Here is a 26,782-nt window from a genome sequence, read left to right as displayed (position 1 = left end):
TCGCCCGACCTGAACCCGTGCTGCCACGCCTCGCGCGGCAGCTTCATTCGATGGCCACAACCATCCGCGACGTCGCCCGCGCGGCCAGCGTTTCGATCGGCACCGTGTCGCGCGCGCTCAAAAATCAGCCGGGCCTGTCCGAGGCCACGCGCGAACGCGTCGTCGAAGCGGCGCGCCAGCTCGGCTACGATGCGGCGCAACTGCGCCCGCGCATCCGCCGCCTGACCTTCCTGCTGCATCGTCAGCACAACAACTTCGCCGCGAGCCCGTTTTTCTCGCACGTGCTGCACGGCGTTGAAGACGCCTGCCGCGAGCGCGGCATCGTGCCGTCGGTGCTGACCGCCGGGCCGACCGAGGACGTGATTCACCAGATGCGCCTGCACGCGCCCGACGCCGTCGCGATCGCCGGCTTCGTCGAGCCCGAAACGCTCGCGACGCTGGTCGCGATGCAACGCCCGCTGGTGCTGATCGATCTGTGGTCGCCGGGCCTGCGCTCGGTCAATCTCGACAACGCCGCCGGCGCGACGCTCGCGATGCGCCATCTGTTCGCGCAGCAACGCAAGCGCGTCGCTTTCATCGGCGGCTCGCTCGCGCATTTCAGCATCGCCGAACGCGCGCTCGGCTACCGGCGCGCGTTCTTCGAAGCGGGTCTGCTGTTCGACCCCTCGCTCGAAGTGAACATCGACGCCGGGCTCGATCCCGACACCGGCGCCGCGCGCGCGATGCAGCGTCTGCTCGACGCGCCGGGCCCGCGCCCCGACGCCGTGTTCGCGTTCAACGACGCCGCCGCGCTGGCCGCGCTACGCGTGTGCCTCGCGCGCGGCCTCACCGTACCCGACGACATCGCGATCATCGGTTTCGACGACATTCCCGCCGCCGCGCACGCCACGCCGCCGCTGTCGACGATCTCAGTCGACAAGGAAGCGCTCGGCCGACGCGGCGTCGAACTGCTGCTCGAAGACTCGCCAGCCGAACTCGAAGTCCGCTTGCCCGTTCAACTCGTTGCCCGTGCCAGTACTTTGGTGAAAACGCCATGACGCCAACCAATCCGCTTCGCCCTTCCGCCGACGCCGCGCAGGTGCCGCCCATCGCCAGCTTCCGCAACCGCGAGTTCCTGCTCGCGCACGTCGAGGACACGCTGCGCTTCTACGCGCCGAACGTGCTCGACCCGAGCGGCGGCTTCTACCATTTCTTCCGCGACGACGGTTCGATCTACGACCGCACCACACGCCACCTGGTCAGCACTTGCCGCTACGTGTTCAACTACGCGATGGCGTATCGGCAATTCGGCGACCCGAAGCACCTCGAATACGCGCGCCACGGCCTGAGCTTTCTGCGCGACGCGCACTGGGACTCGCAGCACGCGGGCTACGACTGGGAAATCGAATGGCGCGACGGCAGAAAGCGCACGCTCGACGCGACGCGCCACTGCTACGGCCTCGCGTTCGTGCTACTGGCGTATTCGCATGCGGCGATGGCCGGCATCGAGGAGGCGAAGCCGATGATCGGCGCGACCTTCGATCTGATGGAGCACCGCTTCTGGGACGCCGCCGCCGGCCTCTACGCCGACGAAGCCTCGCCCGACTGGCACGTCAGCTCCTACCGCGGGCAGAACGCGAACATGCACACCACCGAGGCGCTGCTCGCCGCGCACGAGGCGACCGGTCATCTGGTCTACCTCGATCGGGCCGAGCGCGTCGCGTCGAATATCACGCTGCGCCAGGCGAAGCTGTCGCAAGGGCTCGTGTGGGAGCACTTTCACGCGGACTGGTCGGTCGACTGGCACTACAACGAGGAAGACAGCTCGAACATCTTCCGTCCGTGGGGCTTCCAGCCCGGCCATCAGACCGAATGGGCGAAGCTGCTGCTGATTCTCGAACGCTTCCGTCCGTTGCCGTGGCTGCTGCCGCGCGCGATCGAACTGTTCGACGCCGCGATGACCCACGCATGGGACGAAGACCACGGCGGCCTCTACTACGGCTTCGGCCCCGACGGCACCGTGTGCGATCACGACAAGTACTTCTGGGTGCAGGCCGAAACGTTCGCGACCGCCGCGCTGCTCGGCAAGCGCACCGGCAACGAGCGCTTCTGGGACTGGTACGACGAGATCTGGCGCTACAGCTGGGCGCATTTCGTCGACCATCAGTACGGCGCGTGGTATCGCATCCTCACGTGCGACAACCGCAAGTACAGCGACGAAAAGAGCCCGGCCGGCAAGACCGACTATCACACGATGGGCGCGTGCTACGAAGTGCTCGCCCATGCGCTCGGCGACGAGGCGTCGGCAGCATCGACCCCGGCCGCCGCAGCGGCTTCCACGGAGAAAGCACAATGAGCGCGAGCACCGAACTCCCCGTTTTCGTGTCCGCCGGCGACATCCTCACCGATCTCGTCCGCACCGGCGCATCGAACTGGCTGTCGCGTCCGGGCGGCGCGGGCTGGAACGTCGCGCGCTGCGTCGCGCGGCTCGGTCTGCCCACCGCGTGCGCGGGCTCGCTCGGCGTCGATAACTTTTCCGACGAGCTATGGGACGCGAGCGTCGCCGCGGGTCTCGACATGCGCTTTCTGCAGCGCGTCGAGCGCCCGCCGCTGCTCGCGATCGTGCATCAGACGCATCCGCCCGCGTACTTCTTCATGGGCGAGAACGGCGCCGATCTCGCATTCGATCCGGCGAAGCTGCCGGCCGGCTGGATGAGCGGGGTGAAGTGGGCGCACTTCGGCTGCATCAGCCTCGTGCGTCAGCCGCTCGGCAACACGCTCGCGGGGCTCGCCGCTCAGCTGCGTTCGCAGGGCGTGAAGATCAGCTTCGATCCGAACTATCGCAACCTGATGGAGCACGGCTACGAGCCGACGCTGCGCAAGATGGCCGCGCTCGCGGATCTGATCAAGGTCTCGGACGAAGACCTGCGCATGATCTTCAAAACCAGCGACGAAGCCGCCGCGCTCGCGCAATTGCGCGCGATGAATCCGGCCGCGACCGTGCTCGTCACGCGCGGGCCCGATTCGGCGATGCTGCTCGATGGCGCCGCGGTGATCGAGGCGAAGCCGCCGCGCGTCGCCGTGGTCGACACGGTCGGCGCGGGCGATGCGTCGATCGGCGGCCTGTTGTTCAGCCTGATGAGCGCGCCGCAACGCGCCTGGCCGGAGCATCTCGCGTTCGCGCTCGCGGCCGGCGCGGCGGCCTGCGGCCACGCCGGCGCGCATGCGCCGACGCTCGACGAGGTGGTCGCGCTGCTGTAGAACACGTCGCTGTAATTTGGCTGCCCTGGGGTGCGCATAGCGTCACGGATGTCGAGCACATCGCGCCGGGTCAAGCCGCCCAGGGCCGGGAACCGATCCCGCCACGCCGTGCTAGGATGAAAACATCGAAACCTTTGCGAAAAGGAGCGAGGCCATGGAGGACGTCACCTACACCAAGGGCATCTACACGGCCACTGCGTCGATAAGAGAAGTGGGCCGGGACGCCTGGCAAGGTACCGTCACCCTCGCGCGCGACGAAGGCGAACCCAGCGACGAACAGGAAACCACGGTCTATGAAGTCGACTCGACATCGTCGACACCGCTAGAGGCGCTCGAAGAAGCCAAAGCGCTCGCCCATCGTATCCTCGGGGAAATCGAACTGTAGGCCGAACCCGGGGCGACGCGCCGCGCGCCGTGGCGCAGGCGCGGCGCCGCCGGGTCGACCGGCTGGAGGCGATCATGGCTGAACAGCTGTTCCAATACGGCGTGTATTCGATTCACGTTCGTCCGCTCGAACTCAGCGGTGCGCGCTGGGATGCGGAGTACGAAATCCGTCATCGCGAGAAGGCCGTCAAGCCGTGGACCACGGTCGGCGGCGACGCGGGCTATGCCGATCAGGCCGAAGCAGTGGATAGCGCGCATCGCCAGGCGGTCGACGATATCGACCACGGCGCGGGAATTCCGAAGCCGCACGTGTTTCCGTGACGCGCGCGAAGCAAACCGACCCAGCCTGAAAACTCGCGCGGAAAATCCCCCAGCGCGCACAACGCGCCATGCTACGCTGTGCCCGTTTTCATCCCACGAGCGCGTGATGGCAAGCGAACCGTCAGACCGTTTTTCCACGCTCGGCGATACCGACACCGATACCGACGCGAGCCCATCGAAGCGCCGCGCGCGTGGCAGCCGCGAATTGCGCCTGGACGATCGCGTAGTGATCGCGCACGGCATGCCGACACCGCTGTGGCAGGACCTGTATCACCGCGCGCTCGAGGTGCGCTGGCCGGTGTTCTTCGTGTCGCTCGCGCTGCTGTTCCTGCTGCTCAACACCGTGTTCGCCACGCTCTACATGCTCGGCGGCGCGTCGATCGCGAATCAGTTTCCGAAGGGCTTCGGCGGCGCGTTCTTCTTCAGCGTCGAAACGCTCGCGACAGTCGGCTACGGCGACATGCATCCGCAAACCGTCTACGCCCACTGGGTCGCAACGTTCGAAATCTTCGTCGGCATGTCGAGCATCGCGTTGGCGACCGGGCTGATCTTTGCGCGCTTTTCGCGGCCGCACGCGAAGATCATGTTCGCGCGCTACGCGGTGATCCGGCCGATCGACGGCCGCATGACGTTGATGGTGCGTTCGGCCAACGCGCGCCAGAACGTGATCGCCGAGGCGCGCGCGCGGCTGCGCATCCTGCGTCAGGAGACGTCGGTCGAAGGCTATACGCTGCGCAAGCTCTACGACCTCGCGCTGGTGCGCGACCAGCATCCGGTGTTCAAGCTCGGCTGGACGCTGATGCACATCATCGACGAAGCGAGTCCGCTGTTCGGCGAAAACGCCGAATCGATGAAGGGCCGCGACGCGTCGCTGCTGCTCACGCTCGAAGGGATCGACGAATCGACGTCGCAAACCATGCAGGCGCGCCACATGTGGACCTGTGACCAGATCTTCTGGCAGCACCGGTTCGTCGACATCATGAGCGAGCGCGACGGCGTGAGCCATATCGACTACGCGCACTTCGACGAGATCGTGCCGCTCGATGCCGCGCCGCTCGCCCCGGACATCGCGGCCAACACGGCGCAATAGTTTTTCGAAAGCGCCTGCGCCGCCCTACCCGTCCAGCCCCAGGGCATACCCGAAGCGCGCCGCCACGTGGCAAATCCGGCTCAAAAGCCGGTCAAAACGCGCGACTCTTCGCGCCCATTCGCGAACGCCCGATTAAAGAAGCAATAATTCACTCGCCCAGGCGCTAAAAAATAGAGTCTCTTTCGCTGCGCCGCATCCGCGCCCCCACCATCGCGCGCGAAGCCTGAACACTGGAGACTCGCCCATGACCGCCCGCCTGCCCATCGACGGCACGCCCGCCCTCGCCGACTACAAGCTGTCCGACAATCTCACCGCGACGCGCGGCCGGATCTTTCTGACCGGCACCCAGGCGCTCGTGCGCCTCGCGCTGATGCAGCGCGAACTCGACAAAACCCGCGGCATGAACACGGCCGGCTTCATCAGCGGCTATCGCGGCTCGCCGCTCGGCATGGTCGATCAGCAGTTGTGGAAGGCGAAAAAACTGCTCGCCGCGAGCGATATCCGCTTCCTGCCCGCGATCAACGAAGAACTCGGCGGCACCGCCGTGCTCGGCACGCAGCGCGTCGAAGCCGATCCGGAGCGCACCGTCGATGGCGTCTTCGCGATGTGGTACGGCAAAGGCCCCGGTGTCGACCGCGCCGGCGACGCGCTGAAGCACGGCAATGCGTACGGTTCGTCGCAGCACGGCGGCGTGCTGGTGGTCGCGGGCGACGATCACGGCTGCGTGTCCTCGTCGATGCCGCATCAGAGCGACTTCGCGATGATGGCGTGGCACATGCCGGTCGTGAATCCGTCGAACATTGCGGACATGCTCGAATTCGGCCTGTACGGCTGGGCGTTGTCGCGCTTCTCGGGCGCGTGGGTCGGCTACAAGGCGATCTCGGAGACCGTCGAATCGGGCTCGACCGTCGATCTCGACGCGCTGCAAACCGAATGGACGTTCCCTCAGGAATTCGAAGCACCGGCGGGTGGTCTGCACAACCGCTGGCCCGATCTGCCGAGCCTGACGATCGAAGCGCGTCTGCACGCGAAGCTCGACGCGGTGCGCCAGTTCGCGCGCATGAACAGTATCGACAAATGGGTCGCGCCGAGCCCGCACGCGAACGTCGGCATCGTCACCTGCGGCAAGGCGCATCTCGATCTGATGGAAGCGTTGCGCCGGCTCGATCTGACCGTCGCCGATCTCGACGCGGCCGGTGTGCGCATCTACAAGGTGGGGTTGTCGTTTCCGCTGGAGATGACGCGCATCGACGCGTTCGTGTCGGGTCTGTCCGAAGTGCTCGTGATCGAGGAGAAGGGCCCCGTCATCGAGCAGCAGATCAAGGACTACCTGTACAACCGCACGCAGGGCACGCGGCCGGTCGTGATCGGCAAGCACGCCGAAGATGGCACGTTGCTGCTGTCGTCGCTCGGCGAATTGCGGCCCTCGCGCATCCTGCCGGTGTTCGCAAATTGGCTCGCGAAGCACAAGCCCGCGCTCGATCGGCGCGAACGCGTCGTCGATCTGGTCGCGCCGCAGATCCTCTCGAACGCGGCCGACAGCGTGAAGCGCACGCCGTACTTCTGCTCGGGCTGCCCGCACAACACGTCGACGAAAGTGCCGGACGGCTCGATCGCGCAGGCCGGCATCGGCTGTCACTTCATGGCTTCGTGGATGGAGCGCGATACGACCGGGCTCATTCAGATGGGCGGCGAAGGCGTCGACTGGGCCGCCCACTCGATGTTCACGAAAACGCGCCACGTGTTCCAGAATCTCGGCGACGGCACCTACTTTCACTCGGGCATTCTCGCGATCCGCCAGGCGGTCGCCGCGAAAGCCACGATCACCTACAAGATCCTCTATAACGACGCGGTCGCGATGACCGGCGGCCAGCCCGTGGACGGCAGCATCTCGGTGCCGCAGATCGCGCGCCAGGTCGAAGCCGAGGGCGTGTCGCGCTTCGTCGTGGTCAGCGACGAGCCCGAGAAATACGACGGCCACCACGGCCAGTTTCCGCAAGGCACGACGTTTCACCATCGCAGCGAAATGGACGCGGTGCAGCGCCAGTTGCGCGATACCGACGGCGTGACCGTGCTGATCTACGACCAGACCTGCGCGGCCGAAAAACGCCGGCGCCGCAAGAAAGGCGAGTTCCCCGACCCGAACAAGCGGCTCTTTATCAACGAGGAAGTCTGCGAAGGCTGTGGCGATTGCGGCGTGCAATCGAACTGCCTGTCGGTCGAACCGCTGGAAACCGCGCTCGGTCGCAAACGCCGTATCGATCAGTCGTCGTGCAACAAGGACTACTCGTGCGTGAACGGCTTCTGCCCGAGCTTCGTCACCGTCGAAAACGGCACGCTGAAGAAAGCCGCGGGCGTCGCATTCGATCCGCAAGCGCTCGTCAAGCACGTCGACGCGTTGCCGATTCCCGCAACGCCACTCGATGCCGCGCCGTACGACATCCTCGTCACGGGGGTGGGCGGTACTGGCGTCGTGACGGTCGGCGCGTTGATCAGCATGGCCGCGCATCTCGAAGGCAAGAGCGCGTCGGTGCTCGACTTCATGGGCTTCGCGCAGAAAGGCGGCTCGGTGCTGTCGTTCGTGCGCTTTGCCGCGCGCGACGAATGGCTGAACCAGGTGCGTATCGACACGCAGCAGGCCGACGTGCTGCTCGCCTGCGACATGGTGGTCGGCGCGAGTGCCGATGCATTGCAGACGGTGCGGCATGGCCGCACGCGGATCGTCGTCAACACGCATGCGATTCCGAACGCGAGCTTCGTGCAGAATCCGGACGCGACGCTGCATGCCGACGCGCTGATAGACAAAATGCGTCATGCGGCAGGTGCAGAGCGCATGTCGACGTGCGACGCTCAAGCGCTGGCGACGCGTTTTCTCGGCGACACGATCGGCGCGAACATTCTGATGCTCGGGTTCGCGTGGCAGCTCGGTCTCGTGCCGGTGTCGTTCGCCGCGATGATGCGCGCGATCGAACTGAACAACGTCGCGGTGCAGATGAACCAGCTTGCGTTCTCGATCGGCCGAGTGGCCGCCGCCGATCCCGCCGCGCTCGAATCGCTGTGGCAGTCCCGTCACGCGCCGAAGCCGAGCGTGCGCGTCGATACGCTCGACGAACTGATCGCCCATCGCGAAGCACGCTTGCTCGCGTATGGCGGCGCGGCTTATGTGAAGCGCTATCGCGCGCTCGTCGATAACGCTCGCCGCGCGGAAAGCGCCGTCGACGCAACGAGCGAGCGCGTGACGCGCGCGGTCGCGACGACGTTCTATCGGCTGCTCGCGGTGAAGGATGAATACGAAGTCGCGCGTCTTCATACGGACGCGGCGTTCCGTGAGGCGCTCGAAGCGCAATTCGAAGGTGCCGCCGGCAAGGACTTCACGATCCGCTTCAACCTCGCGCCGCCGACGCTCACGCGCGCGCAGCCCGGCGCCGTGCCGACCAAGAAAACCTATGGTCAGTGGATGTGGCCCGTGCTCGGCCTGCTCGCGAAATGGCGCGGCCTGCGCGGCACGGCGCTCGATCCGTTCGGCCGCACGCTGGAGCGCAAGATGGAGCGCGAGCTGGCAAGCGATTATGAAACCACGCTGCAACGCACGCTCGCCAAACTCGACGCGAGCCGTCTCGACGACGTCGCGAAGCTCGCCGACCTGCATGCGCGCGTGCGCGGTTATGGACACGTGAAGCTGGCGAATCTGGCAGGCGTGAAGCGCGGTGAGCGTGACCTCGCGGCGCGCCTCGGCATCGACGCGGCGACGGGCTCGGCGGTCAAGAAGTCGCTGGAGGAGATGAAGGGCGCCGGGCAGTTGCGCGGCATTCCTGTAGTGGTCGCTAAGTAGTTCGTCGCGCTGCTCAACGCTGGGTCGCGTCGAGCAGCGCCCTCACCTGCGCGACTTTCGCCGGATCGACTGGCGCGAGTCCGTTGCCGTTCACGCGCACGCCGGAGCCGAAATGCACGGCCTCGACGTGCGTGTGGCTCACGAAGTCCGCAACAGCATCGACCGTCAAGCCGGCACCCGCCAGCACGGTGCAATGCGAGCCCGACGCTTGCCGCACCAGTTCGCTAACCACCGCTGGCGCGTGCAGCACCGACGACTTTCCCCCTGACGTCAGCACATTCGTCACCGCCTCTAATCCGAGCAGCACGTCGAGCGCTTCGCGCAGATCGCGCGCTTCGTCGAACGCGCGATGGAAGGTGATCGCGAGGCCACCGGCGGCCTCGCATACACGCGCGAGACCTTCGCGATCGATCCCGCCCTGCACATCGAGCATACCGATCACGATGCCGTTCGCACCGGCCGCCTTCACGGCACGGATGTCGCGCAGCATCACCGCATAGTCGTCGACGTCGTAGACGAACGAGCGGCTATGCGGCCGCACGATCACGTTCACCGGCACGCGAACCGCGGCAACCACCGCCTCGATCAAGCCCACACTCGGCGTCAGACCGCCCTCGCCCATCGCGGTCACGAGTTCGAGACGGTCGGCGCCGGCCTGCGCAGCGGCGCGCGCGTCGGCGACGGTCGTGGCAATCACTTCGAGCAGAACGGACATGAGCGCAACCTGGTGTCGTTGAAAGCGACATCATGTCAGATACGCGCGTCGCGCTCCTCTTCGACCCAGTCGATATCGCCGCACAGCACGCAGGTCTCGCTGCCGACGTGCGTCGCCACCGATAGCGTCACGCACGGCAACGCCTCGTTGATCGACAGATACGGCCGCGTCACGTGCACGCGCTCCGGCGCATTGATCGCGACGCTGAAGTACGGACGACGCAGCCAGTTCGCGCCCTGCGCGTCGGCGAGCGGCAGAAAGCGCGTTTCGTGCGCCGCGCGATCGGCGCGCAGCACGACGTTGCGGCCGGCCTGACGCCCCTTCGCGTCGAGCAGAAAACAGCGCGCCGCGTGATCGAGCGCGAGGAAATTCCAGCACACCTCGTCGAGCGGCTCGCCGGCGGCAAGGCGCTCCGCGGCGCGCTCGAACGCGCGCAGATACGGCGCGAGCCGGCTCGTATTGCGCCGCTCGCGCGCCTCCTCCTGCTCGCGATAGCGCTCGGTGACTTCGCCGATGCAGGCGGCCGCATGGATCGCATCGACGACACCGGGATTCGGCCGGCCGAAGAAAAAGCCCTGCACGAAGTCGGCATTGCAGGCGAGCGCCATCTGCGCCTCGTGCTCGGTTTCGACGCCTTCGATCAGCACGAGCTTGCCCGCCTCATGCAGCAGCGACACGAGCCCGGGCAGGATCGTCGCCATATCGGCGCGATGCGCGGCGTGCGACAGCATGATGCGGTCGAGTTTCACGATGTCGGGATTGAGCTGCCAGATCCGCTCGATGTTCGAATGGCCCGCGCCGAAGTCGTCGAGCGCGATCAGGAAGCCGCGCTCGCGAAACTCGCGCACCGCGTCAGCCAGACGATCGAGATCTTCGGCGCTCTGCTCGAGCACTTCGAGCACGACACGCCGTGGCGACAGATCGAGCCGCCGCAGATTCGCGAGCAGCGCCGCCGCGAGATACGGGTCGGTCAGCACGCCAGGATGCACGTTCAGGAACAGCCACTCGCGCTCGGCGCCGAGCATCTTGAAGTTCTCCAGATGCAGCGTCTGCGCGAGCCGGTCGATCTGCAGCGCGTCGCCGATGCGCGCGGCCTCGCCGAACACGTCGAGCGGCGACACCGGGCGATCGAGCGCGTCGTGCGCGCGCAGCAAGCCCTCGTAACCTACCGCGCGCATGTGCGACAGGCTGAAGATCGGCTGAAACACGCTCGTCAGCATCAACTCGCCGTGATGCACCGAATAGCGTTGAAGGCCCGAGGTCACCTCGACCTCGAAGCCGTGCGGCACAGTCGCCGCTCTGTCCTGTTGCGCAATCGTCATGCAATCCTCTCACGCGAGAGCCGGCCGGTCCGAACGCGGAACGCAACCTGACCGATGCCGGTTCTCAAAATGTGCGTCATCGTTACCGGTTAAGCAAGGTCCATGCGCACGCTGGCGCACATTGCGCTGTAACTCCCATGAAAGATTGCACCGGAGACAAAGTTCATGCGCCGACGATGGGCGCGGCACGCACCGGCGCGGTGCAACGGCTAGTAGCGAAACAGCGCTGCGACGCTCGCGGCAACGGCGCGCGCTGCCACGCTACACTCGACTCTGCGCCTCGCGCCCCTTCCCAGGACACCTCCTTCATCTGCCCGGAACCCACGATGGAAATCGTCTTCACCGTCCTGATCCTGTTGCTCGCGGTCGCCGCGTCCGGTGTGCTGACTCGCGCGCTGCCGTTCAAGCTGCCACTGCCGCTCGTGCAGATCGCGATCGGCGCGCTGCTCGCGTGGCCGCGGCTCGAGTTGCACGTCACGTTCGACCCGGAAATCTTCATGCTGCTGTTCATACCGCCGCTGCTGTTCGCGGATGGCTGGCGCATTCCGAAGCGCGAGTTCTTCATGGCGCGCCGCGCGATCCTGATGCTCGCGCTCGGCCTCGTGTTCATGACGGTGCTGGTGGTCGGCTACTTCGTGCATGCGCTGGTGCCGCAGATCTCGCTGCCGGTCGCGTTCGCGCTCGCCGCGGTGCTGTCGCCGACCGACGCGGTCGCGCTATCGGGCATCGCCGGCAAGGGCAAGATTCCTGGCCAACTGATGCATATCCTCGAAGGCGAGGCGCTGATGAACGACGCGTCGGGTCTCGTCGCGCTGAAGTTCGCGATCGCCGCGGCGCTGACCGGCACGTTCTCGCTGCGTGAAGCGTCGGTGAGCTTCGTCATCATCGCGGTAGGCGGCCTCGCGGTCGGCGCGGCGGTGAGCGCCCTGTTCAGCTTCGTCTCCGCGCGTTTTCTCAATCTGACCCAGGAAGGCGACCCCGCGCCCGGCGTCGTCATGACGCTGCTGATCCCGTTCGCCGCCTATCTGACCGCCGAGCGCTTCGAGCTGTCGGGCATCCTCGCCGCGGTCGCCGCCGGCATGATGATGAACTACGCGAGCATCGCCGATACGTGGCACGTCGCCTCGCGCGTGCGGGCCTCGAGCACGTGGACGATGATCGAGTTCGTGTTCAACGGCATGGTGTTCATCATGCTCGGGCTGCAGTTTCCGCACATTCTCGGCCGCGCACTGCTCGACGCGCACCAAACCAACGACGCGCAGGTCGCGCTGCTGATCGGCTATATCGTCGCGGTGGCGCTCGCGCTGTACGCGATGCGCTTCGCGTGGGTATGGCTGCTGCGCTGGTTCGCGAGCCGCGGGGCGACCAAGCACGGCGTCTCGAATGCGGTGCCTGGCCTGCGCATGGTGTCGGTGACGACGGTGGCGGGCGTGCGCGGCGCGGTGACGCTCGCGGGCGTGCTGTCGCTGCCCGAGCTTTTGCCGAACGGCACGCCGCTGCCGGGGCGCGATGTCGCGATCTTCATCGCGTCGGGCGTGATCCTGCTGTCGCTGCTGGTCGCGGTGGCTGCCTTGCCGTTGCTGCTGAGCGGCTGGCGTCGCGGCAAGGACCCGCATGCGGCCGAAGAAGCGCTCGCGCGTACCCTCGCCGCGCAGGCGGCGATTCGCGCGGTCGATCATCTGCACGACACCGAGTGCGTCGATCTCGAGGAATCGGCGCAGGCGTATGCGACCGATGTGACCGCGCAAGTGATGGACCTGTACCGCCGCCGCCTCGCGACGCTCGACGACGACCAGGCGCCGCGCGAACTCGCTCGCCGCGCCGATGCGCTCGAATTTCGCATGAAGCTCGCGGCGATGCGCGCCGAACGCAAGACGCTGCTCGACTTGCGCAATACCCAGCGGATCAACGACGAGACGTTGAACAAGCTGATGCGTGAGGTGGATCTGTCGGAGACGGCGCTGACCGCGCGCAAAAGATAGGGCTTCGTTGCCGCATCGAAGCCCGGCACCGGCGCGTGAAACGCCGGTGCCGGTCACCGCTCAGGCCACCGGCCCTTGCGTCGGCTTTCTTCTCAACAGCGCGTACAGGATGATCGCGCCGAACGTGGCGGTGCCGATGCCGCCAAGCCCGAAGCCGCCGAGCTTCAGTGAGAAGTCGCCGGCGCCGAGCACGAGCGTGACGGCCGCGACGATCAGATTGCGGTTGTCGGAGAAGTCGACCTTGTTGACGACCCAGATGCGCGCGCCGGTTACCGCGATCAGCCCGAACACGACGATCGACACACCGCCCAGCACCGGTCCCGGAATCGTCTGGATCACCGCGCCGAACTTCGGCGAGAAACCGAGCACGAGTGCGATCAACGCGGCGATCACGAACACCAGCGTCGAGTAGATCTTCGTGACCGCCATCACGCCGATGTTCTCCGCGTAGGTCGTCACGCCGGTGCCGCCCGCGAAGCCGGACACGATCGTCGCGAGCGCGTCGCCGATAAACGCGCGGCCGATATAGCGGTCGAGGTTCTGGCCCGTCATCGCGCTGACCGCCTTGATGTGGCCGAGGTTTTCGGCGACCAGAATCACGGCGATCGGCGCGAGCAGCGCCATCGCGTGCGGGTCGAACACCGGCGACATGAAGTGCGGCATGCCGAACCAGGCGGCGTTCGCAACGATCGAGAAGTCGATCGGCTTACCCATGCCGAGGCCGTTCGTGAGGATCGCGTAAATGACGTAGGCGAGCAGCAGGCCGACCAGGATCAGCAGACGCTGCAGCATGCCGCGCGTGAACACCGCGACCGCGCCGACGCACAGCACCGTCACGAGCGCCATCCACGACTCGAAGTTGCTGCCGCTCACGCCGTGCACGGCGATCGGCGCGAGGTTCAGGCCGATCACGCAGACGATCGCGCCGGTCACGACCGGCGGCATCAGCGTCTCGATCCAGGCCGTGCCGACCGCCGACACGATCAGCCCGATCACCCCATACGCGACGCCGCACGCGACGATGCCGCCCAGCGCGACCGGAATGTTCAGATTCGGGCCATGTCCGCCATAGCCGGTCACCGCGATCACGAGGCCGATGAACGCGAAGCTCGAGCCGAGATAGCTCGGCACGCGGCCGCCGACCAGCACGAAGAACAGCAGCGTGCCGATCCCCGACATGAAGATGCACAGGTTCGGATCGAAGCCCATCAGGAGCGGTGCGAGCACGGTCGAACCGAACATCGCGACGACGTGCTGGATGCCCATCGCGAACATCTGCGGCCACGCGAGCCGTTCGTCGATGCCGACGATGCTGCCCTCGGCGGCGGCAGGCTGGCGACGCCAGCGGGGGAAGTAGGAAGCGGCCATTGCGGGGATTCTCCTCTTGGGCTGCGTGGGTGTGCGGTGTGCGGTGTGGCTTGTGCCCATTTCGCGCCGCAGCGCGGGTTTGGCAAACAAAGTTACGCGCGAGTTTACGGAGAGCAATCGGCGCTGGCAAGCGGGTCGGGAAGCGGGTCGGCATGCGGCCCAGCATGCGGGTCGACGAACCGGCCGAAATGCCGGCCCGCAATGCGCGGCACGCCGGCGCGTCAATTCGCGCCGCGCGCGTCCGTGTCCGGCGTCACCGCGGCGCCGTCCCGCGGCGTCGTGTCCGCTTTCGCGCCAAACACCATCACCCGATTGCGGCCGGCATCCTTGGCGCGATACAGCGCTTCGTCGGCCGCGTCGACGAGCGCGCGGCTCGTCGCGAGCAGCGCGCCGTGCGCAGTCGCCGCGCCGGCGCTGACCGTCAGCACGTGATGCGCGCTCGCCACATGGCGGCATTGCAGCGCCTGCACCGCCGCGCGGATCTGCTCGGCGATCCGTTGCGCGCCCGCCGCGTCGGTGTCGGGCAGCAGCACCGCGAACTCCTCGCCGCCGAAGCGCGCGGCCGTGTCGCCCGGACGCCGCACGTTCTGCGCGATGCAGCGCGCGACGCCGATCAGCGCCTCGTCGCCGGCGGGATGGCCGTACAGATCGTTGAAGCCCTTGAAGTTATCGACGTCGATGAGGAGCAGCGACAACGGCCGGCCATTGCGCTGCGCGCGCCGCCATTCGTCGTTCACGTGCTCCTCGAACGCGCGACGGTTGTTCAGGCCGGTCAGCCCGTCGGTGCGCGCGAGTTCGCGCAGTTCTTCCTCGGCCGCGCGGCGCAGGCGCAACTGGTACGAGAACAGGATCGCGAGCGCGATGATCGACACATCGAGCGCGCCGATCAGCGTGCCGATGATCCATGCGCGCCGCCGCCACTGGACGTAGATATCGCGCGTCGACAGCGCGACGTCGAGGATCAGCGGATAGGTGTCGATATGGCGGAACGCGTACCAGCGCTCGACATGGTCGATCGCCGCGGTGCCGAAGAAGTCGCCGCTCTGCTGCGTGGTGAAGCGCGAGTAGTTGGCCGTGCCGGTCAGGTTGATGCCGATCGTTTTCGGATCATAAGGACGACGCATCAACATCGTGCCGTCGCTCAGCATCAGCGCCATCGAGCCGCTTGGTCCGAGCTTCATGCCGTCGAACAGCCGCCTGAAATACGTGAGGTGCATGGTGCCGACCACCACGCCGCCGAAGCTGCCGTCCGGCCGCGAGATGCGCCGGCTCAGCGCGATGCGCAGGTCCTCGTCGGTGCCGCTTGGGCTGAACGGATGGCTGATGTAGAGACCGGCGTCGGGCGAATCGCGATGCATCTTGAAGTAGTCGCGATCAGCAAGATTATTCGCGCGCGGCGGCCATGCTCGCGAATCGAAACGCACGTTGCCGCGTTCGTCGAGCACGAATACCGAGCCCATGTCCTTCGCGCTGATCGAGCCGTCGAACAGCACCATCTGGCGGATCTGCGGCGGCAGATCGAGCACGCCCGGCTGGTTCAGTCCGTCGATCACCGCGTGCAGCGAAAGGTCGTAAATCTCGAGATTGCGCGACACGTCGCGCTCGACCAGCAGCGAGATGTTGAAGATCGAGTCCTGCGCGCGCCGCAACGCGTCGTCGCGCATCTGTGCGAGCAGCAACACGGCGATGGCGAGAATCGCGCCAGCCAGCACGACGCTGATCGCAATCACGGCATTCGGTCGACGCGTCACCATGCGTTTTTTCGTTCTGACATGCGCTGAAAGACACGCGTGAAGAAACGGCCGCGCCTCGGTGATTACCCTCATAACGCGACCGACGAATCGGTAGCGTAGCAGACACGATGGCCCACTAATCGATCGAACAGACGGGTTTTTGCCCGCATGTGCAAAAACGGTGCACTCGCGTGCCCAGCCGACGGGCGTTTGCACCCGATTGTCCGGTTATCCAGCCGGCCGCCCAATTATTCGGATAGCGAATGCAAATTGGCTGGATAGTTCGCCTCTCAACTTCGGTATTCAATCGAGCCTGTCAACGTTCAAACGATTGAACACAAGGAGAGAGACACATCATGAGCGAGAAGCGCAGCGCCTCCGAATGGCGCGAATTCGTAAGCGGCTGTCTGGACTTCCGCCCGGCGGAAGGCGTGTACCGGATTGCCCGCGAAATGTTCACGGAGCCCGAGCTGTTCTCGCTCGAGATGGAGCACATCTTCGAGAAGGCCTGGATCTACGCTTGCCACGAAAGCGAAATCCCCGACAAGAACGATTTCCTGACGATGCGCGCGGGCCGCCAGCCGCTGATCATCTCGCGCGACAGCGCCGGCAACCTGAACGCGATGATCAACGCGTGCCAGCACCGCGGCGCGACGCTCACGCGGATGACCAAGGGCAACCAGTCGACCTTCACCTGCCCGTTCCACGCCTGGTGCTACAAGAACGACGGCCGTCTCGTGAAGGTGAAGGCGCCGGGCGAATACTGCGACGACTTCGACAAGTCGGTGCGCGGCCTGAAGAAAGCGCGCATCGCGAGCTACAAGGGCTTCGTGTTCGTGAGCCTCGACGTCGACGGCACCGACACCCTCGAAGCGTATCTCGGCGATGCGCACATCTTCTTCGACATGATGGTCGCGCAGTCGCCGACCGGCGAGCTCGAAGTGCTGCCCGGCAAGTCGACCTACACGTTCGACGGCAACTGGAAGCTGCAGAACGAAAACGGACTCGACGGCTATCACGTGAGTACCGTGCACTACAACTACGTGGCAACGGTCCAGCACCGCCACGAGTCGAACGCGAAGAAAGGCGATACCCCGAGCGGCACGCTCGACTACAGCAAGCTCGGCGCCGGCGACAGCGAAACCGACGACGGCTGGTTCGCATTCCGCAACGGCCACAGCGTGCTGTTCAGCGACATGCCGAACCCCGAAGTACGTCCCGGCTACGAGAGCGTGATGCCGCGCCTCGTCGAAGCCTACGGCAAGGACAAGGCCGAATGGATGATGCACCGGCTGCGCAATCTGAACATCTACCCGAGCCTGTTCTTCATGGACCAGATCAGCTCGCAGCTGCGCATCGTGCGTCCGGTCGCGTGGAACAAGACCGAGATCATCAGCCAGTGCATCGGTGTGAAGGGCGAGTCGGCAAAGGATCGAGAGAACCGCATCCGTCAGTTCGAAGACTTCTTCAACGTGTCCGGCATGGGCACGCCCGACGACCTCGTCGAATTCCGCGAGCAGCAGCGCGGCTTCCAGGCGCGCCTCGAACGCTGGAGCGACATCTCGCGCGGACATCACAAGTGGGCCAGCGGCGCGACCGCTAACACCACGCTGCTCGGCATCGCGCCGAATCTGACCGGCACCGAACTGACGCACGAAGGGCTTTACGTGAACCAGCACGGCACCTGGCGCGACACGATCCTCAAGGGTCTCGACAAATCGATCGAATCGCAGGGAGAGCAGGCATGAGCCAACTCCAACACTCCGTCGAGCAGTTTCTGTATCTGAAGTCCGATCTGTGCGACAAGCAGCAATGGGACGAATACCTCGAACTGTTCGACCCGCAGAGCGTGTTTCATGTGCCGCAGTGGGATTCGGAACACGTGTACACGACCGATCCGACGCAAGGCATGTCGCTGATCTACTACCGGGATCGCGCCGGTCTCGAAGACCGTGTGTTCCGTCTGCGCACCGGCAAGTCGGCCGCGTCGACGCCGCTGCCGCGCACGATGCATCAGATCAGCAACGTGCGTCTCACCGAGCGCGAGGATTCGAGCGTCGAAGCGAACGTGAACTGGTCGACGCTCTACACGCGCCACGGCTCGACCGACTACTTCTACGGCCGCGCCGTGTACGACCTGCAACCCTCGGGCGATAGCTGGACGATCAAGCGCAAGCACGTGCTGTTGCTGAACGACCACATCAACGCGGTGCTGGATTTCTATCATCTGTAAGCCGGGAGCACGACGATGAAACATAAAGTCGCGTTGAGCTTTGCCGATGGCAAAACCGCGTTCTTCGATGTGAGCCCGAACGAGCTGCTGCTCGATGCGGCGTTGCGCAACGGCGTGAGCATTCCGCTCGACTGCCGCGAAGGCGTGTGCGGCACCTGTCAGGGACGCTGCGAATCGGGCGACTACACGCTCGATTACGTCGACGAGGAAACGCTCAGCGAGGAAGACCTCGCGCAGCGCAAAATCCTCTCGTGCCAGACGCGCGTGAAGTCGGATGCGTCGTTCTACTTCGACTTCGACTCGACGCTGTGCGAAGGCGCCGGCACGAGCACCGTGTCCGCCAGCGTGGTCGGCGTCGAGCTGGTGTCGGCGACGACCGCGATCCTGCGTGTCGATGCGAGCGCGCATACCCGTCAGCTCGATTTTCTGCCGGGCCAGTACGCGCGTGTGAAGGTGCCCGGCACGGAAGACTGGCGTTCGTACTCGTTCGCGAATCATCCGAACGCGCGCAACGAACTGCAATTCCTGATCCGTCTGTTGCCCGACGGCGTGATGAGCAACTATCTGCGCGAGCGTTGCAAGGTCGGCGATACGGTCGAGTTCGAGGCGCCGCTCGGCGCGTTCTATCTGCGCCAGGTCGAGCGTCCGCTCGTGATGGTCGCGGGCGGCACGGGGCTGTCCGCCTTCCTCGGCATGCTCGACGAGATCTCGGCGAAACGCAACGTCGCGCACCCGGTGCATCTGTACTACGGCGTCACGAATGCGGCCGATCTGTGCGAGACCGAGCGCATCAACGGCTATAGGGCGAGCATCGAAGGATTCGCGTTCGAGACGGTCGTGATGAATCCGGCGCCGGAATGGTCGGGTAAAACCGGTTTGATCCCCGAGCATTTCGACCGCTCGTTCCTCGAATCGAACGGCTTCGACATGTACGTGTGCGGACCGCCGCCGATGGTCGAAGCGATCAAGACCTGGCTCGCCGATCAGGGCATTCAGGACTACCGGCTGTTTTACGAGAAGTTCGGCGAAAGCAACGCTCGATAAGGCGTGCTTCGCAGGCAGGTCTCTGTTTGTCCCGTTTCGGCGCGCGAGCGTTGGAACGGGGCTTTTTTATGCGCGGGTGGTTCGTGGGGCGCTAACGCTGCGCCGCGCGCTTCAACGTCTCGGATGGCGATTCGCCGAACAACGCCTTGTACTCGGTCGAGAAGCGTCCGAGATGCGACATCCCCCAGCCCAGCGCCACCGACGAGATATTGCGCACCGATCGGTCTTCGAGAATATCGCGCCGCACCGATTCGAGCCGGTAGCGTTTCAGATACGCGATCGGCGCGCAGCCAAAGTACTGGCGAAAGCCGTCGAACAGCTTGAAACGCGACACGCCCGAGGCGCGCTCGATGTCTTCGAGCGTGATCGGCTCGCGCGCATTGTCGTGAATGAACTGGCGCGCGCGGGTCAGATAATGCGGCGGCGTCATCGCGGATGCGTTGGCCAGCTGCTCCGAATAGTTATGCGGCTGCGACAGCAGCAATCCCTTGAGCAACGTCAGTTCGAGTTCGGTGGACATATAGAGCTGCCCGAGCGACGGCCCCGAGCGTTCCATCTCGCCGGCCAGGAACTTGACCATGCGCCACCACGAGGCCTGATCGCCGGCGGCCGCATCCATGTCGGGCTGGAACACGAGCGGCGCTTCGACCGGGCGTTGCAGCATCGTCTGTAGCACCTGTTGAAGTGCGGAGCGCGGAATCGCGACGTGCAGCTTGCGGCAATTGCCGGTGATCGCGAGATCCTGCGATTCCTGCGGACTGACGATCAAACCGCGATCCTGATCCGACAACCACCTCTTGCCGTGCGCGGCGAGTTCCTGCTGGCCGATTATCGGCAGGCTCACGCTGTAGCAGTTCAGCGGACTGTTTTCGCTTACGGCGACCGTCACGTCGGTGCCGTACTCGACGTAGCCGATCGTCGTCGCCATTGAGCGCAGTACGGTGCCGGACTGGTGAAACCGTAGGCGCTCCGGGTGACTGACCTGGAGGCCGTGCGGGCCGCAGATTGACGCCATCCAGTCGCGCGCGCCATCCAGGTCGCTCAACGCGGCGCGGAGGTCGCGAATGCCAAGGTCGGATGGTGATCGCATACGCAGGAAACGGACGTTTTTCGAGGGGGTGCGCCCGCTGGGGACGTCCCTCAGGGCGCAGAACGGGGGACATGGTGGGATTCGCTAAGACTACCTCAACCGTGTTCGCTCCGGGAGAGTGGATAAAAACATTGCGCGTAGGCAAACCACCGCTGGGCTTGCGGCTTTTCGCCGACAAACGAAAGCAAGCTGAAATCAAACGGAAAGACGATGCATTCAATTTGCATTTAAATGCGCGAAAAGTTGTGCAAGCTTCTATTTTCTTCGGTCATCACACGCACATTTGCACAGAATCAGGCGATTTGCCTTAAGTCCGCTGCGTTCGATCCGATATCCAGTAGATGGAATACCCCTTTGGACCCGTGATTCGGATGCGGTCCCGCGGTCAGTCACCCATCACCAGACCCGGACCGGAGAGTCCATTGCGAAGGTTTGCGATTCGTCATCGGAGACAACAAAAGTGACCCTCAATCGCCTCACCATCAAAAGCAAGCTGATTGCCGGCTTCGGCATGCTTTCCCTGATCGTCGTCGTGGTCTGCTGCCTTGCGTTGAAAGCACTGAGCGATTCGACCGATGGTTTCATCGACTACGTGCGCGGCATCAACGCCCGCGCGGACATGGTCGTGCAGGTGCGCACCGCGATCGACCGCCGCGCGATTGCCGCGCGCAACCTGGTGCTGGTGACCACGCCTCAGGACATCGAAATAGAAAAGGCCGAGGTGATGCGCGCCGACGAGGACGTGCGCACGCATCTGAAGCAGTTGAACGAGATGATCGCGAACGCGAACAACACCACGGAGAAGGCGCGAAGTCTCGTTGCCGAGATCAGTCGCATCGAGTCGTCGTATGGTCCGGTCGCGACGCACATCGTGCAGCTTGCGCTCGACGGCAAGCGCGATCAGGCGAGCACGGAGATCGACGACAACTGCCGGCCGCTGCTCGCCGCGCTGATCCGTGCGACCGATGCCTACGCCGATTACACGCGCACGCGCCAGGAACAACTGGTCAGCGAGCACGTCGCGCACTACGAGACCCAGCGCAATCTGCTGATCGCGATCAGCGTCGCCGCGATTGCGCTCGCGATCGCGTCTTGCGTGCTGATCGCGCGCTCGGTGACGGGGCCGCTCGGTTTTGCGATCGGCGTTGCGCGCACGGTGTCGCAAGGCGATCTGCGCACGCGCATCACCGTCGATGGGCACGACGAAACCAGCAAGCTGCTGAGCGCGCTGCGCGAGATGAACGCGCGGCTCACCGAGATCGTCACGCGCGTGCGTGACAGCAGCTTGAGCATCGCCGGCGCGGCGCGCGAGATTGCCGCGGGCAACCAGGATCTTAGTCAGCGCACTGAGCAGCAGGCGGCGTCGCTGCAGGAAACGGCGTCGAGCATGGAGCAGTTGACGTCGACCGTCAGGCAGAACGCCGACAACGCGCAGCAGGGCAGCACGCTTGCCGCTAATGCGTCGTCGGTTGCGCAGAAAGGTAGTGCGGTCGTTGGGCAGGTCGTCAGCACGATGCAGGACATCAGCGAGAGCTCGACGAAGATCGCGGATATTACGGGGATCATCGAAGGTATTGCGTTTCAGACCAATATTCTTGCGCTGAATGCGGCTGTTGAAGCGGCGCGGGCCGGGGAACAGGGGCGTGGGTTCGCGGTGGTGGCGAGCGAGGTGCGGAGTCTCGCGCAACGATCGTCGAGCGCGGCTAAGGAGATCAAGGATCTGATCGCGGCTTCGGTTGGGCGGATTCGGGATGGGTCGGCGCTTGTTGGGGAGGCGGGAAGGACGATGAGTGAGGTTACGCGTGCGGTGGCGCGGGTGACGGACATCATGGGGGAGATTGCGTCAGCGTCTAGTGAGCAGAGTCGCGGGATCGAGCAGGTGAATCTCGCGATTACGCAGATGGATAATGTTACGCAGCAGAATGCGGCGCTGGTGGAAGAGGCGGCGGCGGCTTCGCGGGCGATGGAGGAGCAGGGGGAAAGGTTGAGGGAGGTGGTGGGGTTTTTTCGGGTGGTGGGGGTGGGGAGCTAGCTTGACGAGTGCGGGTTCTGGTTCTGTTGCTGGTTCGGTCGCGACGGTGCCGGCTTCCGGTCAGGCTGGGCGTAAGCCCACGCCGCGGCGTGAGGTAGGGACGCCCGGGCAGCGGGCAGGGCGCGCGAAGGCGGTGCCGGTGGCTGCTGCGTTGGGCGGCGCGGGCGGCGCGACGACCGTGTCAAGCGCTGCGGTCAGCACGGCGGGTGACGGGTGGGATAAGTTCTGATCGGGGCTTGTCGCCGACGGGGGAAAACAAAAGCCGTCTTGAGGCCGATTCTTTTTAAGAATCTGGTGAGGAGGGCAACACAACAAACGCCGGAAATGACCGCCTGACAAGGGCTCGCCAATTTATCAATTGCGGACTGCCCCCAAAACTGCCCCCGATTGCCAGTTGTAGCCGATGTTGATCGATGGTATGACGGAAAACAGAATTTCTTGCGACCCTTAATTGATCGCTTCCGGCACCAACACTCGTTCGCGCTCATTAGAGCGTGTCAATATGCGGCAACGTGACTCCACTGCGTCGATAGCGCCTCCGCTTGTTGCAACACCATCTGCACGGCTGCGTCCTGCAAATCCGGTGGATACCCATACTTACGAAGGATGCGCTTAACCAAAACTCTCATCCTGGCACGCGCCGACTCGCGATGTGCCCAATCAACCGACGTGTTTGCGCGCAGGCCAACTAGCAACTCATGAGCAATGAGCCGCAGCTTATCGTCTCCCATTGCCTGAACTGCGCTCTCGTTTTCGGCCAGCGCATCATAGAAAGCAATCTCGTCGTCTGAGAGCCCTGTCTCCTCTCCGCGCTGGCGAGCGGCACGGATGTCCTTCGCAAGTTGAATTAGTTCCTGCAACACCCCTGCAGTAGTTATTGCATTGGCGTGGTACCGAGCCACCGCTTCCTCGAGTCGCTGCGAGAACACTTTAGTTTGAACGACGTTGGCCTTGCTTCGGGACCGGATGCCATCATTAATGAGCTTTTTTAGGGCCTCAAGCGCGAGATTTTTGCGCTCCATCTGTTGGACTTCCGTCAAGAACTCGTCCGACAGGATCGAAATATCTGGGCTCTTAATTCCTGACGCGGCTAGGATGTCGACGATCTCTGTCGAGACCACTGCGCGACTCACAATCTGCTGAATTGCCAGCTCGCGTTCTTGCTGACCACCCCAAAAACCAATGCTGCTCTTAACCAACGCGGCTCGAATCGCTTGAAAGAAACCGACCTCCTCACGGATTACTCGAGCCTCATCTGAGGCAGAAGCCAATGCAAATGCCTTCGAAAGCGCGAGCACCCCATCCTGATAGCGGCGGTGTGCATTTCTCTTTCCTTCTTTAGTTGTCTCAACCGAGGCGAGCCTGTGCTGCAGATCTAGGATCCATTCAATTGCGCCGGCCATCATCGCCAGCCGTTCGTTTGGAGTTCCGCTCATCGCAGACGCGTAGTCGAAGCCGTGATACATATCACGCACCACCTCGTACTTTTCCATCATCACTGCGATAGCCTGTGCCTCATCGACGCCCGTGCTTTCTTGATCCTTCTTGGAATATTGTTGTAGTGCAGATTTAAGGTTTTGCGCGATGCCGATGTAATCGACGATCAAACCTGCAGGTTTGTCCCGGAAGACGCGATTCACCCGCGCAATTGCCTGCATCAGCCCGTGACCTCGCATGGGCTTGTCGACGTACATCGTGTGCATGCAGGGAGCGTCGAAGCCGGTGAGCCACATGTCTCTAACAATCACTAGCTTAAGAGGGTCTTTCGGATCGCGCGCACGCCTTGCCAGCAAGTCGCGGCGACCTTTGCTACCAATGTGTTGCTGCCACTGCTGCGGATCACTTGCTGCGCCAGTCATCACGATCTTCATTGAGCCTGCGTTGTCATCATTGCTGTGCCAATCCGGGCGAAGCTTGACGATTTCGTCGTACAGGTCGACGCAGATGCGACGGCTCATACAGACGACCATCCCTTTACCTTCGAGGGCTACAACGCGACTCTCGAAATGGGCGACGATGTCCTGGGCCACCAGCGCCAGGCGCTTCTCACTGCCCACCACCGCTTCAATCTTCGACCATTTCTTCTTCAATCGTTCTTGCTCAACCTCCGGATCATCCTCAGTTAGATCCTCGATCTCGGTGTCGATTTTCGGCTTTTCCTTCTCGTCAAGCTCGATACGTGCAAGCCGCGACTCGTAGTAGATTGGCACGGTCGCTCCGTCCTCGACCGCACGACTAATATCGTAGACATCGATATAGTTGCCGAACACCGCCGGCGTATTAACGTCGTCCGCTTCAATTGGAGTGCCGGTGAAACCGATAAACGAAGCGTTGGGCAATGCGTCGCGCAGATATTTAGCGAAACCGTAAGAGATTTCGCCGGTTTTGGTTTCCACCTTGGCGCGGAAGCCGTATTGGCTGCGATGTGCTTCGTCTGCAATGACGACGACGTTGCGACGGTCGGTTAGCTTCGGATACTTGCTCTCGCCGATTTCAGGTGCGAACTTCTGGATCGTCGTAAACACCACCCCGCCGGATGCACGGCTCAGCACTTTCTGCAAATCTTCACGGCTGTTCGCCTGCACAGGAGTCTGTCGGATCAAGTCGCGGCACATGGAGAATGTGGCAAACAACTGATCGTCCAAGTCATTACGATCGGTCAAAACTACGAGTGTTGGATTGGCCAGTGCAGGGTGCTTGACCAGTCGCCCCGCGTAAAACGCCATAAGCAAGCTTTTCCCAGAACCTTGCGTGTGCCAAATCACACCAACCCGTTGATCGCCATTTGGCGAGGAGGCCGTCACGGTGCTGCTGACCGCGTGCCGCACCGCGTGAAACTGGTGGTAACCGGCGATGATCTTCGCCAGTCCGGAGCCGGTTTCCCCGAAAACGGTGAAATGGCACAACAAGTCAAGAAGTCGGTGCTGTTCGAAAACACCCTCGATCAAAGTCGAGAGTTCCGGTGTGCCCTTCGAGGCGACGTCCTTGCCATCGGTTGTACGCCAAGGCATGAATCGCTCCAGATCGGCCGAGAGAGAGCCGACACGGGCGGAGATCCCGTCCGACGTTACCAAAAGAGCATTCGTATTGAAGAGTGCCGGAATCTGCTTCTTGTAGGTTTGGAGTTGGTTGTACGCCCCAACCAAGGTGGCATTACCGCTTCCCGGCGCTTTCAGCTCGATCACGGCAAGCGGTAACCCATTCACAAAGATGACCACGTCGGGACGGCGCGTGTACTGACCACTAACGACCACATACTGGTTCACGGCCAGCCAGTCATTCTGCTCGGGGCGCTCGAAGTCAATTAGCGTGACCTTGCCCGCCGCCAAGGTACCGTCGTCAGCGTAATACTCAACGTCCACACCTTCCGTCATCAACTTGTGAATGCGACGGTTTTCTTCGAGGAGCGACGGCAGCTCTGACTGAGTCAACTTACGAATCGCGTCGTGACGGGCCTCCACAGGCAATCCCGGATTGAGTAGCGCAACAGCATTTTCAAAGCGCTTTCTCAATATAACTTCATCGTAACTTTCCCGTTCCGGACGATGACCATCTGGGCCAATGTCCTCCTCTTTTTCGACGCTATAGCCTAGCCCACGCAGTTGGTCTAGTAGTGCCAGCTCAACGCCGGACTCCGGCAAAAACGCCATCATTCTTCTCCTTGTTCTTTCTCCTGCTCTGTTACGAGAGCAGGAGCCCCACGCGCCGCGTTCAAAGCCTCAACGTAGGCCGCACGATCGAGCAGATAGAGCAATCGGCTAACCTCAATCTTAAGCGGCAACTCATCGCCACCAGGAAGCAGAAACTTGAGAGTAGGTGCTCCTTCCTCCTCGATTTCCACCGATAGGCCGACGTGGGCATCGATAAGGGAATTAGCTACTTCGAATCTCTCCCACGGTTCACGCGAGCTGACCGGATCCAGCATCGCATCTAAATAGGCTTTGTGAAGAAAGGCTACTATGGCATCTGCCGCCAGCACCGCGGTGCGGCGATGGTGGACAGCGAGGCGCTCAAGATACGGATCTTTACCGTGACTTGTTGGCCCCCCCTTATTGCGTAGATCGTTGAGTGCGTCGGCTAATTTGTGATGACTAGAGACCAGCTTCTTGAACTTGTCATCGCGTACGTCACCCAGTTTCAGCGCACGTATCGCAGCACTCAGCCAGTCCGAAAGGGATGGTGTCTCCTGCGTAGGCTTTAACGGCGCTTGAACGGTATGAAAACTTTCAACTACTATTCGACAAACCACCTCGACCATGGCTTTTGCACAGTCGATGCAGGCATCGTTGTCTTGTTCTAGTGCGCGCTCCAACGCCTCAAAAGTTTGATGCAACATTGGTGCGTTATGCCAGTGCGCGCAGACCTCACGGATGCCGGGACACCAGTCCAGAGTCAT

General features: G+C 63.6%; 19 protein-coding genes. 12 read left to right on the top strand and 7 right to left on the bottom strand.

Going from position 1 to position 26,782, the window contains the following annotated elements; genetic code table 11:
• The first annotated feature begins 50 nt into the window (after positions 1-50).
• The 7 genes from CI15_RS07215 (at position 51) to CI15_RS07185 (ending at position 8,867) form a co-directional block, all read left to right on the top strand.
• Positions 51-1,037, top strand: a complete 987-nt coding sequence (locus CI15_RS07215) for a LacI family DNA-binding transcriptional regulator (RefSeq protein ID WP_062126165.1) — start codon at positions 51-53, stop codon at positions 1,035-1,037.
• Positions 1,034-2,335 carry an AGE family epimerase/isomerase gene (locus CI15_RS07210; RefSeq protein WP_062125618.1) on the top strand — a complete coding sequence of 434 codons (1,302 nt, stop codon included), beginning with the start codon at positions 1,034-1,036 and terminating at the stop codon, positions 2,333-2,335. Before CI15_RS07215 ends, CI15_RS07210 begins: the two co-directional genes overlap by 4 nt.
• Positions 2,332-3,240: a carbohydrate kinase family protein gene (locus tag CI15_RS07205; RefSeq protein ID WP_062125616.1), complete on the top strand. Its 909-nt coding sequence runs from the start codon at positions 2,332-2,334 to the stop codon at positions 3,238-3,240. The genes CI15_RS07210 and CI15_RS07205 overlap by 4 nt, the downstream gene beginning before the upstream one ends.
• Before the next feature lie 154 nt (positions 3,241-3,394).
• The gene (locus tag CI15_RS07200; RefSeq protein ID WP_062125614.1) at positions 3,395-3,625 is read left to right on the top strand and encodes a hypothetical protein; all 231 of its coding nucleotides are present in this window, start codon (positions 3,395-3,397) and stop codon (positions 3,623-3,625) included.
• A gap of 74 nt (positions 3,626-3,699) precedes the next feature.
• Entirely contained in the window at positions 3,700-3,945 is a 246-nt protein-coding gene (locus tag CI15_RS07195) for a hypothetical protein (protein WP_062125612.1), read from the top strand.
• Positions 3,946-4,051: 106 nt separating this feature from the next.
• A complete protein-coding gene (locus tag CI15_RS07190; protein ID WP_062125610.1) occupies positions 4,052-5,035 on the top strand; it encodes an ion channel in 984 nt (327 codons plus the stop codon).
• Positions 5,036-5,279: 244 nt separating this feature from the next.
• Positions 5,280-8,867, top strand: a complete 3,588-nt coding sequence (locus CI15_RS07185; protein ID WP_062125608.1) for an indolepyruvate ferredoxin oxidoreductase family protein — start codon at positions 5,280-5,282, stop codon at positions 8,865-8,867.
• Positions 8,868-8,880: 13 nt separating this feature from the next.
• On the opposite strand, the gene CI15_RS07180 is transcribed toward CI15_RS07185, so the two are convergent.
• A complete protein-coding gene (locus CI15_RS07180; RefSeq protein WP_062125606.1) occupies positions 8,881-9,582 on the bottom strand; it encodes a copper homeostasis protein CutC in 702 nt (233 codons plus the stop codon).
• Positions 9,583-9,617: 35 nt separating this feature from the next.
• Positions 9,618-10,904: an EAL domain-containing protein gene (locus CI15_RS07175; protein WP_062125604.1), complete on the bottom strand. Its 1,287-nt coding sequence runs from the start codon at positions 10,902-10,904 to the stop codon at positions 9,618-9,620.
• A 326-nt stretch (positions 10,905-11,230) separates the two neighbouring features.
• On the opposite strand from CI15_RS07175, the gene CI15_RS07170 reads away from it, so the two are divergent.
• Positions 11,231-12,886 (top strand): Na+/H+ antiporter, encoded by a 1,656-nt coding sequence (locus CI15_RS07170; RefSeq protein WP_062125602.1) that lies wholly within the window; start codon positions 11,231-11,233, stop codon positions 12,884-12,886.
• A gap of 60 nt (positions 12,887-12,946) precedes the next feature.
• Here the strand turns inward: CI15_RS07170 and CI15_RS07165 are convergent, their stop codons facing one another.
• Positions 12,947-14,254: a solute carrier family 23 protein gene (locus tag CI15_RS07165; protein ID WP_062125600.1), complete on the bottom strand. Its 1,308-nt coding sequence runs from the start codon at positions 14,252-14,254 to the stop codon at positions 12,947-12,949.
• A 221-nt stretch (positions 14,255-14,475) separates the two neighbouring features.
• Positions 14,476-16,008: a sensor domain-containing diguanylate cyclase gene (locus CI15_RS07160; RefSeq protein ID WP_062125598.1), complete on the bottom strand. Its 1,533-nt coding sequence runs from the start codon at positions 16,006-16,008 to the stop codon at positions 14,476-14,478.
• Positions 16,009-16,343: 335 nt separating this feature from the next.
• Here CI15_RS07160 and antA point away from each other — a divergent pair, with 335 nt between their 5' ends.
• From antA to antC, 3 genes are read left to right on the top strand one after another with little or no spacing between them, the layout of a single operon-like run.
• Positions 16,344-17,735, top strand: coding sequence for an anthranilate 1,2-dioxygenase large subunit (gene antA, locus CI15_RS07155; RefSeq protein ID WP_062125596.1), 1,392 nt, complete (start codon positions 16,344-16,346; stop codon positions 17,733-17,735).
• A complete protein-coding gene (gene antB / locus CI15_RS07150) occupies positions 17,732-18,220 on the top strand; it encodes an anthranilate 1,2-dioxygenase small subunit (protein ID WP_062125595.1) in 489 nt (162 codons plus the stop codon). The genes antA and antB overlap by 4 nt, the downstream gene beginning before the upstream one ends.
• Before the next feature lie 15 nt (positions 18,221-18,235).
• The gene (gene antC / locus CI15_RS07145) at positions 18,236-19,264 is read left to right on the top strand and encodes an anthranilate 1,2-dioxygenase electron transfer component AntC (RefSeq protein ID WP_062125593.1); all 1,029 of its coding nucleotides are present in this window, start codon (positions 18,236-18,238) and stop codon (positions 19,262-19,264) included.
• 91 nt (positions 19,265-19,355) lie between these two features.
• Here antC and CI15_RS07140 read toward each other — a convergent pair whose 3' ends face one another.
• Positions 19,356-20,309: an AraC family transcriptional regulator gene (locus tag CI15_RS07140; protein ID WP_241495805.1), complete on the bottom strand. Its 954-nt coding sequence runs from the start codon at positions 20,307-20,309 to the stop codon at positions 19,356-19,358.
• Positions 20,310-20,814: 505 nt separating this feature from the next.
• Between CI15_RS07140 and CI15_RS07135 the strand changes: the two genes are divergently transcribed.
• Positions 20,815-22,386: a methyl-accepting chemotaxis protein gene (locus CI15_RS07135; protein ID WP_062125589.1), complete on the top strand. Its 1,572-nt coding sequence runs from the start codon at positions 20,815-20,817 to the stop codon at positions 22,384-22,386.
• 497 nt (positions 22,387-22,883) lie between these two features.
• Here the strand turns inward: CI15_RS07135 and CI15_RS07130 are convergent, their stop codons facing one another.
• Positions 22,884-26,036, bottom strand: a complete 3,153-nt coding sequence (locus tag CI15_RS07130; RefSeq protein WP_062125587.1) for a type I restriction endonuclease subunit R — start codon at positions 26,034-26,036, stop codon at positions 22,884-22,886.
• The gene (locus tag CI15_RS07125) at positions 26,036-26,782 is read right to left on the bottom strand and encodes an abortive infection family protein (protein WP_062125585.1); all 747 of its coding nucleotides are present in this window, start codon (positions 26,780-26,782) and stop codon (positions 26,036-26,038) included. The genes CI15_RS07130 and CI15_RS07125 overlap by 1 nt, the downstream gene beginning before the upstream one ends.

This window comes from Paraburkholderia monticola (genome assembly GCF_001580545.1).
Lineage (GTDB): Bacteria > Pseudomonadota > Gammaproteobacteria > Burkholderiales > Burkholderiaceae > Paraburkholderia > Paraburkholderia monticola.
Note: the sequence above shows the minus strand (reverse complement) of the source record. Positions and strands in the feature narration are given on the sequence as shown.

Coding starts and splice junctions, on each gene's coding strand:
- CI15_RS07175 (WP_062125604.1), bottom strand. CDS start 10,904: ATGACGATTGCGCAACAGGACAGAGCGGCGACTGTGCCGCACGGCTTC.
- CI15_RS07130 (WP_062125587.1), bottom strand. CDS start 26,036: ATGGCGTTTTTGCCGGAGTCCGGCGTTGAGCTGGCACTACTAGACCAA.
- CI15_RS07165 (WP_062125600.1), bottom strand. CDS start 14,254: ATGGCCGCTTCCTACTTCCCCCGCTGGCGTCGCCAGCCTGCCGCCGCC.
- CI15_RS07160 (WP_062125598.1), bottom strand. CDS start 16,008: ATGGTGACGCGTCGACCGAATGCCGTGATTGCGATCAGCGTCGTGCTG.
- CI15_RS07200 (WP_062125614.1), top strand. CDS start 3,395: ATGGAGGACGTCACCTACACCAAGGGCATCTACACGGCCACTGCGTCG.
- CI15_RS07125 (WP_062125585.1), bottom strand. CDS start 26,782: ATGACTCTGGACTGGTGTCCCGGCATCCGTGAGGTCTGCGCGCACTGG.
- antC (WP_062125593.1), top strand. CDS start 18,236: ATGAAACATAAAGTCGCGTTGAGCTTTGCCGATGGCAAAACCGCGTTC.
- antA (WP_062125596.1), top strand. CDS start 16,344: ATGAGCGAGAAGCGCAGCGCCTCCGAATGGCGCGAATTCGTAAGCGGC.
- antB (WP_062125595.1), top strand. CDS start 17,732: ATGAGCCAACTCCAACACTCCGTCGAGCAGTTTCTGTATCTGAAGTCC.
- CI15_RS07210 (WP_062125618.1), top strand. CDS start 1,034: ATGACGCCAACCAATCCGCTTCGCCCTTCCGCCGACGCCGCGCAGGTG.
- CI15_RS07170 (WP_062125602.1), top strand. CDS start 11,231: ATGGAAATCGTCTTCACCGTCCTGATCCTGTTGCTCGCGGTCGCCGCG.
- CI15_RS07215 (WP_062126165.1), top strand. CDS start 51: ATGGCCACAACCATCCGCGACGTCGCCCGCGCGGCCAGCGTTTCGATC.
- CI15_RS07190 (WP_062125610.1), top strand. CDS start 4,052: ATGGCAAGCGAACCGTCAGACCGTTTTTCCACGCTCGGCGATACCGAC.
- CI15_RS07195 (WP_062125612.1), top strand. CDS start 3,700: ATGGCTGAACAGCTGTTCCAATACGGCGTGTATTCGATTCACGTTCGT.
- CI15_RS07185 (WP_062125608.1), top strand. CDS start 5,280: ATGACCGCCCGCCTGCCCATCGACGGCACGCCCGCCCTCGCCGACTAC.
- CI15_RS07205 (WP_062125616.1), top strand. CDS start 2,332: ATGAGCGCGAGCACCGAACTCCCCGTTTTCGTGTCCGCCGGCGACATC.
- CI15_RS07180 (WP_062125606.1), bottom strand. CDS start 9,582: ATGTCCGTTCTGCTCGAAGTGATTGCCACGACCGTCGCCGACGCGCGC.